Raw genomic sequence first — 13,373 nt, 5'->3', positions numbered from 1 at the left:
CCGAAAGCGATTTCCCCGGCGACGGGCCCGCCCGGTACCGCTAGGGTCGGTGCGTGACCACCGATCCGCTTCTGCTGACCGGCGAGGTGGACGACGCCACGGCCCGGCTCCTGCGCGCCGCGGCCGCTCTCGACGACGCGGACATCGCGGCGCCCTCGCTGCTGCCCGGCTGGACCCGCGGGCACGTCCTGGCGCACCTCGCCCGCAACGCCGACGGCTTCGTCAACCTGCTGACCGCCGCCCGTACCGGCGAGCCCATCCCGATGTACGCCAGCCCGGAGGCCCGCGCCGCCGACATCGAGGCCGGCGCGGGCCGGCCGCCGGCGGCCCACCTGGACGACCTGCGCCACTCCGCCGAGCGGTTCGCCGAGGCGGTCGCGGCCATGCCCGTCGAGGCGTGGTCGGCCACGGTGCAGACCCGGCGCGGCCCGTGGAAGGCCGCGATGCTGGTCTGGGGGCGGCTGCGCGAGATCGAGGTGCACCACGTGGACCTCGACGTGGGTTACCGGTCGGCGGACTGGCCGGCGGCCTTCGCCCACCACCTGCTGCACGAGGTGGGCGCCGGTCTGGCCGCCCGCACCGACGTCCCGGCGATGGTGCTGCGCTTCGACGGCAGCCGACACGAGCTGGTCGTCGGTGAACGTGAGGCCGCGCCGCTGGTCAGCGGCCCGGTCGCCGAGCTGGCCGCCTGGTTGATCGGGCGCAGCCGCGGCGAGGCGCTGACCGTCGCCCCCGACGGACCCCTGCCGACTCCACCGGAATGGATATAGACACGTCATGAGCTACACCGGAGACGTCACCGCCGGCGGCCCGCCCGCCGTGCGGGAGCTGGACCGGCTCACCGTCACGAAGCTGTCGGTGGGCCCGATGGACAACAACGCGTACCTGCTGCGCTGCAAGGGCACCGGCGAGCAGGTGCTCGTCGACGCGGCGAACGAGGCCCCCCGGCTGCTCGACCTGGTCGGCGACGGCGGGTTGGCCGCGGTGGTCACCACGCACCGGCACATGGACCACTGGGTCGCCCTGGAGGAGGTCGTCGCGAAGACCGGCGCCCGCGCCCTCGTGCACGGCGACGACGCCGAGGGCCTGCCGATCGAGGCGGAGCGACTCGCCGACGGCGACACCGTGCCGGTCGGCGACTGCGCCCTGGAGGTGATCCACGTCCGGGGGCACACGCCGGGCTCCATCGCCCTGCTCTACCGCGACCCGGCCGGCACCCCGCACCTGTTCACCGGGGACAGCCTCTTCCCGGGCGGGGTCGGCAACACCGACCAGGACCCGCAGCGCTTCGGCCAGCTCGTCGACGACGTGGAGCAGAAGCTCTTCGACCGGCTGCCGGACGAGACCTGGTTCTACCCGGGGCACGGCAGGGACAGCACCCTCGGGGCGGAGCGCCCGTCGCTGCCGCAGTGGCGGGCCCGCGGCTGGTGAGGCGTCCGGCGCCGGTCAGCTCGGCTGGCCGGCGCCGGTCAGGGCGCGCAGCCGGCGCCGGGTGCCCAGCAGCACCACCCCGGCCAGCGCCAGGCCGACCGCCATGGTGACCAGCATCGGGCTGCTCTCCCCCGGCAGCAGCCCGGCCAGCGACCGGGACGCGGTGCCCAGCGCCAGGTAGAGGCCGGCCCAGAGCGCGGCGCCCGCCGTCGCGCAGGTCACGAACCTCCGGTACGACATCCGCAGCCCGCCCGCGGCCAGCGGCAGCAGCGCGTTGAACACCGGCAGGAAGGGCGCGATGAGCACCATCCGCCCGCCGCCGGAGCGCAGGATCCCCTCGGCCGCGGCCCAGCGGGCCTCGCCGATCCAGCCGCCGACCCGGCTGTGCCGCAGCCGCTCGCCGTACACCCGGCCGGCGAGGAAGCTCAGCGACCAGCCGGCGACGCAGCCCGCCACGACCGCGGCGACGGTGGCCGCGCCGGTCGCCGGGCTGCCCACCCCCACCGCCGCGAGCACCGCGACGTCGCCGGGGACCAGCACCCCGAGCAGCGGTACGGCGTCGGCGAGCATGACCAGCCCCAGCGCCCCCATCAGCAGTGTGGTGGGCAGCTCCCCGACCTGGGCCAACGTATCCAGCATGGCCATGACGCTATGGGCCGCGGGCGGCCGGCACATCGGGTCCGGTCCCCCACCCCGCCCTGAACCCCGGCTCGGGGTCACCCCTGAGCCGGCCGTCGGGTCAGCGCGGCCGGAGCACCTGCACCCGGCGTACCGGCGAGTCGACGAACGGCTCGGTGGTGGGCACCGGATAACTGGCCACGACCTCCAGGGCCTCGGCCGGCAGGTGCCCCCGGTCGGGGTCGCCGACCAGCACGACCGCCCCGGCGGCGGCGGCCCGGCGCAGGAACGGCAGCACCCGCCGGGCCAGCCCCGCGTCGTAGAGCACGTCGCCGGCGAGCAGCAGGTCCACCCCGGTGCCGTCGCCGTCCAGCAGGTCGCCCTCGGTGGCCGTGACCGCCACCTGGTTGGCCCGGGCGTTGACCGTCACCGCCGCCACCGCCCACGGGTCGACGTCGTTGGCGACGACCTCGGACGCGCCGGCCAGCGCGGCGGCGATGGCCACCAGACCGGAGCCGGCGGCCAGGTCGAGCACCCGACGTCCGGCGGCCAGTTCGGGGTGGTCCAGCAGGTACCGGGCGAGCCCCTGCCCGCCGGGCCAGGCCGATGCCCAGTACGGCGGCGGGAGGGTACGGCCGGCCGCCGCCTCCATCCGGGCCCACCAGACGATGGCGTCCTCGGCGAGGTGCAGCCACACCTCCGGCACGAACGGCGTGGGCACCAGTCGCAGCCGGTCCAGCCCGTCGCCCGGCGCGCCGATCTCGCGCGCCAGGACGCTCACCGCCGCCGTGCTGAGTCCGTTCACCGGTCGAGCATGCCGGAGCCGACCCGGCATCGCGCGGCTTTCGCGTCCGACTCGCGATTTTTCTCTTCGCCGCCTTGCGGCACTTCAGCCAGCGAACGAGCGTTCCGCCGGTTACCCTCGGGGAGATACAGGGCGATCATCCGTCGACACGCGGGTGCTCACCCGTCTTGAACAGGGAGAGATGCATGGCAACCGGCACGGTCAAGTGGTTCAACTCGGAAAAGGGCTTCGGCTTCATCGAGCAGGACGGCGGAGGCCCGGACGTCTTCGTCCACTACTCGGCCATCGCCTCCAGCGGCTACCGCGAACTGAACGAGGGCCAGAAGGTCGAGTTCGAGGTGACCCAGGGGCAGAAGGGTCCGCAGGCGGACAACGTCCGTCCGCTGTAGTCCGTGCCGGTGGCGGCGGTCGGGTCGGCCGCCGCCACTGCGCGTGCCCGGGACCGGTCCGACCACGGCCGGCCGGTGTCCGGCGTGATCAAGCGACCATGCGTCGGGCGAGTTCGTCGGCGACCTGTTTGGCGATGGTCGGCGGGATCGCCGCGGCGATCTTCTCCGGCGTGAGGCCGGCCAGCACACCCTGGACGATCGCCGCCTCGTCGGTGAAGTCCTTGTTGGCGAGCGCGGTCAGCGCCGTCTGCAGCGCGGTGAGTTGCGCGCCGAGCGACTTCAGGGTCGGGTGCTGGACGACGAACGCGGGGTCCGTGTGGTCCTCGCCCAGCGCAATCCGGGTGTAGATCTGGCCGACCGGGTTACGTCCGTCCAGGACGGTCAGGTTGCGGTGGACGGTCTGCAGCCAGGTGTGCTCTTCGGGGGTCATGTCGTCGTCCTCCAGGAGTCCGATGCTGGTGAGATAGCGCCGGAACAGCGGTCGCTGGTCCCGGTTCGCCTTCGTGGAGTCGCGGAAGTAGCTGAAGTGGGTGTGGTACAGGTGCGAGTCGTCGCCGCTGCTGCGCCTGCCCAGCCGGTCCCACCGGCGGACGACGCTCCCGTCCGGTGAGTAGATGATCTCGCGCACGTCGCGGCTGTCCGGCGTGTTCGCCACGCACTGCGCGACACACCAGGTCGAGAACGTGCGCAGGTTGTGCGTCCGACCGCCGGAGCGGACCTCGAAGATGCCGACGTCCAGCGCGGAGGCGTACAGGGTGAGCCCGGTCGAGTCCCGGGTGGACTCCACCACCGAGTAGTCGTTGGTCACCACCCGGTCGGAGCCGCAGTGGTAGCCGCCACGATGGGCGGGATCGCCGACGATGCCGACCTCGCCGGGTTCGAGGTCGTCGTCGCGAGCCGTGTCGGGGTCGATGTTGAGGTTGTCGAGCAACAGGCGGCGGGCGGCCAGCAGATTGGCCGGAGCCGTTGTCATGGGTTCCCCCTTCCGTAGGGTCAGGGGCCGGGCGCGACAGTGACACCGCGTGGCGGTGTACGGGTGCGGGAGCGAGCCCGACCACGAGCTGCACTTCGTCGGGCGTTGGCTGAACGATAACCGGACGAACGAACAAACGCCCAGCTCAAGTGGCTTCTCTTCAGATGGAACGAAGCTGTGAGCCGGCTGGGACACGCCGGCCGCAGCAGGCCGCGTCACCCCGCGCCGCCACCCAGCATCCACAACGGAAAGTCACCGATACGCCGGACGCGCGGGTGCGCGGAACCCTGGGCCGAAATACGCCTCGCCCGGGCGCCGGGTCAGCTCGTCGGGCGGCGGGCCGACTCGGCCCGGACGGCGTCGCGGTGCGCCCGCATCGAGTCGACCATCGTCGCCATGAAGCGGTGCACGACCTCCAGCTCCTCGTCGCTGAAGCGGGCCATCACCTCGTCGGTGCGTCGGCCGAGCGGGCCGAAGAAGCTCATCGCCAGCGCGGCGCCCTGGTCGGCGTAGTGCAGGAAGACCTTGCGCCGATCGGCCGTGTCCCGGTCGCGGCGGATGTGCCCGGCCCGCTCCAGCCGGTCGATCAGTGCGGTCACCGAGCCCGAGGAGAGGTTGAGCTGCTCTCCCAGCCGCCCGGGGGTGATCGGGTCACCGGTCAGTTCCGCGTCCATGACGGCGATCAGGGCGTGCAGGTCGGTGGGGTTGAGCCCGTGCAGGCCGGCGAAGGCGTGCCCGATGTGCTGCGCGTCCACCGAGTACCGCCGCAGGTCGCTGGTGATCTCGGCGACCAGCTGACTGCGTCGGTCGTCCCGCCGTCGATACATGCCGTGCGCTGCCACGTCTGGTCGTACCCCCTGTCGGACCACCCGGGGTGCAGCATAGAGCAGCCCACGGCAATCTCGCTTGTCAAGATACTCGACAACTTGCACCAATGCTCTCGCTCGGCAAGACTCTTGATAGCCGAGATTTCAAGTCGAAGGACCGTGAGGGCATCCGATGTCTGTGTTCACCCGCGTCGCCCGCGGCCGGCTGGCCGCCTGGCTCACCGTGGTAGCCGCGCTCGTCGTCGGCGCGGCGGTCTTCGGGCTGCCGAAGCCCGCCAATCCCGACCCGGTCTCCGCCACCGGCCTGTCGGTCGAGTGGCAGTCGACCCAGGTCGAGCGCCTCCAGGACGAACTGCCCTCCAGCGACACCCAGCCGGCGATCGTGGTGCTCAGCCGCGCCGACGGCGGGGCGCTCACCGAGGCCGACCGCGCCGCGCTGACCGCGCGCTCGGGCGAACTGGCCCGGTTGGCCGTCGGCGGGCGGGTCAGCCCGCCGCAGGTCGCCCCGGACGGCACGGTGGCGCTGGTCGCCGTACCGCTGTCCACCGCCGGTGGTCAGGAGCAGGTCGGGCAGACGGTCGACCAGCTCCGCGCCGCCCTGGCCGGCCTGCCCGACGGGCTCGCGGTGCAGGTGACCGGCGGGCCGGCCTTCACCGCCGACCTCACCAAGGTCTTCGAGGGCGCCGACACCACGCTGCTCCTGGTCACCGCCGCCGTGGTCGCGCTGCTGCTGCTGATCACCTACCGCAGCCCGTTCCTGTGGATCGTGCCGCTGGTCGTCGTCGCGGCGACCGAGCAGCTCACCCTGCGCGCCCTCGACACGATCGTCCCGGCGCTCGGCATCAACATGCCCGGCGGCGCCGTCACCGGCATCGCCAGCGTGCTGGTCTTCGGCGCCGCCACCGACTACGCGCTGCTGATCATCGCGCGCTACCGGGAGGAGCTGCGCCGCGAGGAGGACCGCTTCGTCGCCATGCGGGCCGCCCTGCGCCGCACCGCCGAGCCGATCCTGGCCAGCGGCATCACCGTGGTCCTGGGCGTGCTCACCCTGCTGCTGTCCGAGCGGGAGCTCAACCGGGCCCTCGCGGTGGCCTGCGCCACCGGTGTGGTCTTCGCCATGCTCTCCGCGCTCTTCGTCCTCCCCGCCGCGCTGGTGATCTTCGGCCGGGGCCTGTTCTGGCCGTTCGTCCCCCGGGCCGGCAGCGCGACGCGGGAGGGCCGGCTGTGGGGCCGCCTCGGCGCCGCCGTCGTCCGTCGGCCGGCCCCGGTCGCCGTCCTCGCCACGCTGCTGCTCGCCGGCCTGGCGCTCGGTGGGCTCGGCATCCGCACCGGACTGTCCGAGACCGAGCAGTTCCGGGTGAAGCCCGAGGCCGTCGCCGGCGCCGAGACGCTGGCGAAGGCGTTCCCGGCCGGAACCACCCAGCCGGTCGCCGTGCTCACCACCCCCGCGGCGGCACCGGCCGTCACGGCCGCCGCGGCGGCCGTCCCCGGCGTCGCGTCCGCCCGGCCCGGCGAGGCGGGCGCCGGCATCGCCCAGGTCGACGTCGTGCTGGCGGCCGAGCCGGGCACCGCCGCCTCCGACCGGGCGATCGAGGCGCTGCGGGACGCGGTCGCCGCGGTCCCCGGCTCCGCCCCGGCCGCGGTCGACGGCGCGGACGAGTTCGCCGGGGCGGTGGTCGGCGGCCCGGTGGCCGCCACGTACGACTCGACCGAGGCCGACGGGAAGGACCTGCGGATGATCCTGCCGATCATCCTGCTGCTCGTCGGCGCAGTGCTGGTGCTGCTGCTGCGGGGCCTGGTCGCCCCGGTGCTGCTGGTGCTCACCGTCATCGCGTCGTTCTTCGCCAGCCTCGGCGCGGCGTGGCTGCTCTTCGACCACGTCCTCGGGTTCCCGGCGCTGGACAGCGGCGTCCTGCTGATCGCGTTCGTGTTCCTGGTGGCGCTCGGCGTGGACTACAACATCTTCCTGGTCACCCGGGCCCGGGAGGACGCCCGCAGCGCGGGCACCCGGGACGGCCTGCTCTCCGCGCTCCGGGTCACCGGCGGGGTCATCACCAGCGCCGGCATCCTGCTCGCCGCGGTCTTCGCCGTCCTCGGCGTGCTGCCGCTGATCACGCTGACCCAGGTCGGGATCATCGTCTGCATCGGTGTGCTGCTCGACACCCTGCTGGTGCGCACGGTCCTCGTCCCGGCGCTGGCCTTCCTGCTGGGTGACCGATTCTGGGCGCCGGGCCGCATCCACCGCGTTCCCGCGCCCGACGCGCCGGTGCAGCCGGAGCCCGTCGCCGCGCGGCACTGACCGTTCCCGGGGCCGGGCCGCGCGTCGCGTCCCGGCCCGGCGCGGCACTCACGTCACGAGGCCCCGGGGCGCCCGTCGCGTCCCGGCCCGGCGCGGCACTGACGTCACGAGGCGCCGGTCCAGCGGGGCCGGGACGCGGCTACCGGGGCGGTGGGGCGCCGGTGGCGCGTACCGCCCGGTCCCGGGTGGCCCAGGCGACCACGAACACCGCCGTCCAGGCCACCCCGAGCAGCACCGAGGTGACCGTTCCGCTGGCCGTGCTCCAGCCCAGGTAGAGACGGGCCCCGCCGAGCACGGCGATGCCGGCCGCCGCCGCCGTCCAGGCGGCCACCGCCACCGGCCAGCGGGCGTCGCGGGAGACCAGCCAGGCGAGCGTGCAGAGGCTCGCGGCGACCACCGCGTTCTGCGTCGGGAACATGACCGCCGCCCGGGCCGACGGGGTGGCGTCGGCGACCACCGCCAGCACCACCAGCGGCAGGAAGGCCCCAACCGTGCCGAAGACGCTGAGCAGGTCCGCCCGCCAGGGCCGGTGCCGCCAGGCGAGCACCCCGGCCACCACCGCCACCAGCACGATCAGGAACGACCCCCGCAGCACCGAGACCGTGGTCAGGGCGGCCTGCACCGCGCCCGGGGTACGGCGGTGGGCGAACCAGTCCGCGATCGCGCCGTCGACCACGGCCAGCCCGCTGAAGCGCACCACCGCCTCCAGCAGCCAGGCGACGGCGAACCCGGCCGCCGACAGCAGCAGCAGGCCGGCGCCGAGGTTGAGCAGCAGCGCCCAGCCCGGCCCGAGGTGCATGGCGATCAGGAAGAAGAGGATGCCGTAGCGGCCGGTGACCCAGCGCACAGGCGGCAGGGCGGCGGCCCGGGTCAGCAGCGCCCGCGCCGGGTCGGGATGGCGTCCCAGCCACCGCCCGGCCAGCACGATCGCGGCCAGCACGGCCAGCAGCACCAGCACCACCCCGGTGGCCCGACCCAGCAGCCGGGAGACCGTCTCGTACGACTCGCCGGCCAGGTAGCCGAGCAGCACCGAGCCGCCCACCCAGGTCGCCACCCCGGCCAGGTTCCACGGCGCGAACCGCCGGTACGGCAGGCCGGCCGCGCCGGCCAGCCGGGGCACCAGGGTGCGGGCGAAGGCGATCCACCGGGCCGCGAACACCCCCCGCCCGCCCAGCCGGCCGAGCAGCGCGTCGGCCCGGGCCCACCGCTCGGGCCCCACCCGGTTACCCAGCCCGCTGGCGCGCAGCCGGGGGCCGTACCGGCGGCCGGAGCGGAAGGCGAGTGTGTCTCCGATCACCGCCGCACCTGTCATGACGAACAGCGCGGGAACAAGCCGGAGCGTCCCCGCGTAGGCTAAGAAGCCGACCAGCAACAGGGTCGCCTCGCCCGGCACCAGCAGACCGAAGATCACCGCGGTCTCCCCCGCGACGACTGTCGCGGCGATCACATAGATCAGCAGGGACGGTAGGCCCTGCAGCGAGGTCAGCAGGTCATGCATCCGGTCCCCATGAACACGGGGGCCAGCATGCCAGCCGCGCGAACGGTCGGAACAGGAGTTCCGACACAGATCCGGGCCATCTGGGGGTGACCCCGACACGTGCCCCGGCAACCGTAGACAGGAGTATGGAGGGTATGCAGCTTCGCACCGACCTCCGCAACGTCGCCATCATCGCCCACGTCGACCACGGCAAGACGACCTTGGTCGACGCCATGTTGCGGCAGGCCGGCGCCTACGGCGCCCGCGGCGAGGTAACCGAGCGGGTCATGGACTCGATGGACCTCGAACGGGAAAAGGGCATCACCATCCTCGCCAAGAACACCGGCGTGCGGTACATGCCGGCGGACGGCTCCGACCCGGTCACCATCAACATCATCGACACCCCCGGCCACGCCGACTTCGGCGGCGAGGTCGAGCGCGGCCTCACCATGGTCGACGGGGTCGTCCTGCTGGTCGACGCCAGCGAGGGTCCGCTGCCGCAGACCCGGTTCGTGCTCCGCAAGGCGCTCAAGGCCCGCATGCCGATCATCCTGGTGATCAACAAGGTGGACCGCCCGGACGCCCGGATCAAGGAGGTCGTGGACGACACCTACGAGCTCTTCCTGGACCTGGACGCCGACGAGGAGCAGATCGACTTCCCGATCGTCTACGCCTGCGCCCGCGACGGCATCGCCTCGCTGACCCAGCCGGCCGACGGTTCGGTGCCGGACGACAGCAGCTCCCTGGAGCCGCTGTTCCGCACCCTGCTGGACACCATCCCGGCGCCCGCGTACGAGGACGGGGCGCCGCTGCAGGCACACGTCACCAACCTCGACGCCTCCCCGTTCCTCGGCCGGCTGGCGCTGTGCCGGGTCCGGCAGGGCACCATCAGCAAGGGCCAGTCGGTCTCCTGGTGCCGCACCGACGGCAGCACCCAGCGGGTGCGCATCTCCGAGCTGCTGATGACCGAGGGCCTGGAGCGCAAGCCGGCCGACTCGGCGGGCCCGGGCGACATCATCGCGGTCGCCGGCATCCCGGAGATCATGATCGGTGAGACCCTGGCCGACGCGGAGAACCCGATCCCGCTGCCGCTGATCACCGTCGACGAGCCGGCCATCTCGATGACCATCGGCACCAACACCTCGCCGCTGGTCGGCCGGGTCAAGGGCGCCAAGGTCACCGCCCGGATGGTCAAGGACCGGCTCGACAAGGAGCTGGTCGGCAACGTCTCGCTGCGGATCCTGCCGACCGAGCGGCCGGACGCCTGGGAGGTGCAGGGCCGTGGTGAGCTGGCGCTGGCCATCCTGGTCGAGCAGATGCGCCGGGAGAACTACGAGCTGACCGTCGGCAAGCCGCAGGTGGTCACCCGGGAGATCGACGGCAAGATCTGCGAGCCGGTCGAGCGCCTGACCATCGACGCCCCGGAGGAGTACCTGGGTGCGATCACCCAGCTGCTGGCCACCCGCAAGGGTCGGATGGAGCAGCTGGTCAACCACGGCACCGGCTGGATCCGGATGGAGTGGCTGGTTCCGGCGCGCGGCCTGATCGGCTTCCGCACCGAGTTCCTCACCGACACCCGGGGCACCGGCATCCTGCACCACGTGTTCGAGTCGTACGAGCCGTGGTTCGGCGAGCTGCGGACCCGGCAGAACGGTTCGCTGGTCGCGGACCGGGCCGGCGCCGTCACCGCCTTCGCGATGATCAACCTGCAGGAGCGCGGACAGCTCTTCATCGAGCCGACCACCGAGGTGTACGAGGGCATGATCGTCGGGGAGAACTCCCGCTCCGACGACATGGACGTCAACATCACCAAGGAGAAGAAGCTCACGAACATGCGGGCCTCGACCTCCGACGAGACCGAGAAGCTGATCCCGCCGCGCAAGCTCTCCCTGGAGCAGGCGCTGGAGTTCTGCCGCGAGGACGAGTGCGTCGAGGTCACTCCGAGCGCGGTCCGGATCCGCAAGGTGGTGCTGGACCAGGCGCTGCGCGGCCGGGCCGCCGCCCGTCGCAAGCACGCCGGCTGACCCACCGCCCGGCACACCACCGGAGCCCGGACCGCCCCTGCGGTCCGGGCTCCGCCCGTTCCCGCTCCCTCACACCGCCCGTCGGTCACCCTCGGCCCGGTTTGACGGCCAGCAGGGCGAAGAGGTCCGGCACCGGGCCGGACCCGGACTCGGTGGTCCGGGTCAGCGTGAGGCCGGCGGCGGTGACCGCGTTGAGCAGGTCGGCCAGGGGTACGTGCCAGGCGCCGACCCGGGCCCGCACCCCGTGCGTCGACCAGACCCGGAAGCTGCGTTCCCGCTCGGCGTAGCCGCCGTCGACCACGATCCGCCCGGGGTCGGACCGGTCGGCGAACGGGCCGATGAAGCACGGGTGCATCCCGACGTGGACGAAGCGCCCGCCGGGCGCCAGCACCCGGGCCGCCTCGGCGATCACCGCCGGGTAGTCGGGCACGTCGGTGTGGGCGAGCACGCAGGCCACCGCCGGCAGCGCCGAGTCGGCGACCGGCAGCGCGGCGGCGTCGCCCCGGGTCACCGGCAGCCGGGCGCGGGCGTGCCGGAGCTGCCCGCCGGAAAGGTCGACGCCGACCGGCTCCCAGCCCAGTCGACGCAGCTCGGCGGCGTGCGCCCCGGTGCCGCAGCATAGGTCGAGGCAGCGGCCGTGGCCGGGGCCGAGCAGGTCGGCGAGCTGCCGGCGGACCCGGGTCATGTAGTCGGCGGCGGTGTCGGAGGCGAACTCTTCGTACCAGTCGGCGTGGGCGTCGTAGGCGGCAACCGTCATGTCGGCACGGTAGGCGCCCGGACCAGGGTCGCGCTGTCCCGCGCCGGGAATGATCGGCTACGGTCTCCGGCATGAGCTGGGATGATCTCGACGCGCGGCTGGACCGGGTGCCCGGCACCGTCTCGGCGTACGTGGGGCGGCTGGGCGCGGCACCGACCTGGACCCGCCGGCCCGACGCCACCCACTACGCGGCCAGCACGATGAAGGTCGCGGTGCTGCTCGCGCTGCACCGGGCCGCCGAGGCGGGCGAGCTGGACCTGGACGCGCCGATCCCGGTGGTCAACGAGTTCGACTCGGCGCAGCCCGGGACGCCCCGCTTCTCCTGCGCCCAGCACTACGACAACGACGACGCGGTGTGGGCGCGGGTGGGCGGGAGCGCCCCGCTGCGGTGGCTCGCCGACCGGATGATCACCCGGTCCAGCAACCTGGCCACGAACATCGTGCTGGGCCGGGTGGGCCTGCCGGCGGTGGCCCGCGCCTGGGCGCTGGCCGGGGCCCGGCACAGCGTCACCGGCCGGGGCATCGAGGACTTCGCCGCCCGGGACGCCGGCATCACCAACCTGGTCACCGCCGCCGACCTCGCGGCGGTGTTGGGCGGGCTGGTCACCGGGGCCGCCCGCCCGGGGCCGCTGGCCTCCCCGGCCGCCTGCGCGGCGATGAGGGACGTGCTGCTGGCCCAGGAACACCGCGAGGACCTGGCCGCCGGGCTGCCGGAGGGCACCCGGATCGCGCACAAGAACGGCTGGGTACGGGGGGTCCGGCACGGCGCCGGCGTGGTCCTGCCGGACGACGCCCCGCCGTACGTGATCGCCGTCTGCACCACCACCGACCTCGCCGACGGCGGCCCGACCGGCGAGGAGATCGAGGACGACGCCTGCCGGCTGATCGCCGACGTCTCGGCGCGGGTCTGGGCGGCCCGGCACGACCTGGCCGGCTGACCCGGGTCACTCCAGCAGGTTGTCCCGCAGCGCCTCGCGCACCTCGTCGGTGACGCCCAGCCCGTCGCGCAGGTACGCGTCGAACGAGCCGTGCACCCGGCGCACCTCGTCGTAGGCGGCGTCGAGGTACTCCGGGCGCACCTCCAGCACCGGGCGCACCGTCTCCGGGTCCAGCGCCGGCTGCCGCCCCACCATCGCCTCCAGCAGCACCTCGCGCAGGCTCACGGTCAGCTCGTTGTGGCACAGGTAGTCGGCGCGGATCGCCGCGGGGTCCACGTCCAACGCGGTGAGCAGCAGCACCGCCAGCCAGCCGGTGCGGTCCTTGCCGGCCGAGCAGTGGAACAGCAGCGGCAGGTTGTCCGCGTCCGCCGCCAGCCGCAGCGCCGTGCCGAACCCCGCCCGCGCCGACTCCCCGGTAACGAACCAGCGGTAGATCGCCGCCATCGCCGCCGGCGTGCCCTCCCGGGCCAGCTCGTCGTACGCCTCCAGGTCGTGGCCGAGCAGCAGCGCCGAGACGTACGTGAAGACCGGGTGCGCCGGGTCGAGGACCGGCAGGTGCACCACCCGGGGCTCCCCCACCAGCCGGTCCGCCGGGGCGACCACCATCTCGGAGGCGTCCCGCAGGTCCACCACGCAGGCCGGGGCGAGCTTGCCCAGCACCGGCAGGTCGGCGTCGGTGAGCCGGCCCAGCGCCGGGGTGCGGATCAGCCTCCCGGCACGCACCCGGCGCCCGTCGGCGGCCGGCAGCCCGCCCAGATCACGCGCGTTCGGCGCGCCCACCAGCTCCCAGTCCCGCCTGCCCATTCGGCCTCCCCCTGCGCTGCCCGTCTCCGTA

13 protein-coding genes and 1 pseudogene are annotated in these 13,373 nt (G+C 73.8%); 6 read left to right on the top strand and 8 right to left on the bottom strand.

Going from position 1 to position 13,373, the window contains the following annotated elements; all coding sequences use genetic code 11:
• Positions 1–53: 53 nt before the first annotated feature.
• Both GA0074696_RS12285 and GA0074696_RS12280 read left to right on the top strand, forming a co-directional pair.
• Positions 54–770 carry a maleylpyruvate isomerase family mycothiol-dependent enzyme gene (locus tag GA0074696_RS12285; protein ID WP_088961232.1) on the top strand — a complete coding sequence of 239 codons (717 nt, stop codon included), beginning with the start codon at positions 54–56 and terminating at the stop codon, positions 768–770.
• Between the two features lie 7 nt (positions 771–777).
• On the top strand, positions 778–1,431 hold the full coding sequence (locus GA0074696_RS12280) for an MBL fold metallo-hydrolase (RefSeq protein WP_088961231.1): 654 nt from the start codon (positions 778–780) through the stop codon (positions 1,429–1,431).
• Between the two features lie 15 nt (positions 1,432–1,446).
• Here GA0074696_RS12280 and GA0074696_RS12275 read toward each other — a convergent pair whose 3' ends face one another.
• The 3 genes from GA0074696_RS12275 to GA0074696_RS31170 form a co-directional block, all read right to left on the bottom strand.
• Positions 1,447–2,070: a DedA family protein gene (locus GA0074696_RS12275; RefSeq protein ID WP_088964516.1), complete on the bottom strand. Its 624-nt coding sequence runs from the start codon at positions 2,068–2,070 to the stop codon at positions 1,447–1,449.
• Positions 2,071–2,170: 100 nt separating this feature from the next.
• A complete protein-coding gene (locus GA0074696_RS12270) occupies positions 2,171–2,884 on the bottom strand; it encodes a class I SAM-dependent methyltransferase (RefSeq protein ID WP_088961230.1) in 714 nt (237 codons plus the stop codon).
• Entirely contained in the window at positions 2,851–2,994 is a 144-nt protein-coding gene (locus tag GA0074696_RS31170) for a hypothetical protein (RefSeq protein WP_172894103.1), read from the bottom strand. The genes GA0074696_RS12270 and GA0074696_RS31170 overlap by 34 nt, the downstream gene beginning before the upstream one ends.
• 45 nt (positions 2,995–3,039) lie before the next feature.
• Here GA0074696_RS31170 and GA0074696_RS12265 point away from each other — a divergent pair, with 45 nt between their 5' ends.
• Positions 3,040–3,243: a cold-shock protein gene (locus GA0074696_RS12265; protein WP_088961229.1), complete on the top strand. Its 204-nt coding sequence runs from the start codon at positions 3,040–3,042 to the stop codon at positions 3,241–3,243.
• A gap of 88 nt (positions 3,244–3,331) precedes the next feature.
• Here GA0074696_RS12265 and GA0074696_RS12260 read toward each other — a convergent pair whose 3' ends face one another.
• Together GA0074696_RS12260 and GA0074696_RS12255 are read right to left on the bottom strand one after the other, a co-directional pair.
• Positions 3,332–4,216 (bottom strand): hypothetical protein, encoded by an 885-nt coding sequence (locus tag GA0074696_RS12260; protein WP_088961228.1) that lies wholly within the window; start codon positions 4,214–4,216, stop codon positions 3,332–3,334.
• Between the two features lie 319 nt (positions 4,217–4,535).
• Positions 4,536–5,043: pseudogene (locus tag GA0074696_RS12255) on the bottom strand (MarR family winged helix-turn-helix transcriptional regulator); the annotation flags it as partial.
• A 172-nt stretch (positions 5,044–5,215) separates the two neighbouring features.
• Here GA0074696_RS12255 and GA0074696_RS12250 point away from each other — a divergent pair.
• Complete coding sequence (locus GA0074696_RS12250; RefSeq protein WP_088961226.1) at positions 5,216–7,342, top strand: MMPL family transporter; 2,127 nt, start codon at positions 5,216–5,218, stop codon at positions 7,340–7,342.
• 139 nt (positions 7,343–7,481) lie between these two features.
• Here GA0074696_RS12250 and GA0074696_RS12245 read toward each other — a convergent pair whose 3' ends face one another.
• Positions 7,482–8,840: a DedA family protein gene (locus tag GA0074696_RS12245; protein ID WP_088961225.1), complete on the bottom strand. Its 1,359-nt coding sequence runs from the start codon at positions 8,838–8,840 to the stop codon at positions 7,482–7,484.
• 134 nt (positions 8,841–8,974) lie between these two features.
• Here GA0074696_RS12245 and typA point away from each other — a divergent pair, with 134 nt between their 5' ends.
• Entirely contained in the window at positions 8,975–10,843 is a 1,869-nt protein-coding gene (gene typA, locus GA0074696_RS12240) for a translational GTPase TypA (protein WP_088961224.1), read from the top strand.
• An 85-nt stretch (positions 10,844–10,928) separates the two neighbouring features.
• On the opposite strand, the gene GA0074696_RS12235 is transcribed toward typA, so the two are convergent.
• Positions 10,929–11,600, bottom strand: a complete 672-nt coding sequence (locus GA0074696_RS12235) for a class I SAM-dependent methyltransferase (RefSeq protein ID WP_088961223.1) — start codon at positions 11,598–11,600, stop codon at positions 10,929–10,931.
• A gap of 71 nt (positions 11,601–11,671) precedes the next feature.
• Between GA0074696_RS12235 and GA0074696_RS12230 the strand changes: the two genes are divergently transcribed.
• On the top strand, positions 11,672–12,538 hold the full coding sequence (locus GA0074696_RS12230) for a serine hydrolase (RefSeq protein ID WP_088961222.1): 867 nt from the start codon (positions 11,672–11,674) through the stop codon (positions 12,536–12,538).
• A gap of 6 nt (positions 12,539–12,544) precedes the next feature.
• Here GA0074696_RS12230 and GA0074696_RS12225 read toward each other — a convergent pair whose 3' ends face one another.
• Positions 12,545–13,342: a tyrosine-protein phosphatase gene (locus GA0074696_RS12225; protein WP_088961221.1), complete on the bottom strand. Its 798-nt coding sequence runs from the start codon at positions 13,340–13,342 to the stop codon at positions 12,545–12,547.
• Between the last annotated feature and the right edge of the window lie 31 nt (positions 13,343–13,373).

Origin of the sequence: Micromonospora purpureochromogenes (genome assembly GCF_900091515.1) — a bacterium.
GTDB classification, from domain to species: domain Bacteria; phylum Actinomycetota; class Actinomycetes; order Mycobacteriales; family Micromonosporaceae; genus Micromonospora; species Micromonospora purpureochromogenes.
This window is presented reverse-complemented; position numbering and strand designations above follow the sequence as displayed.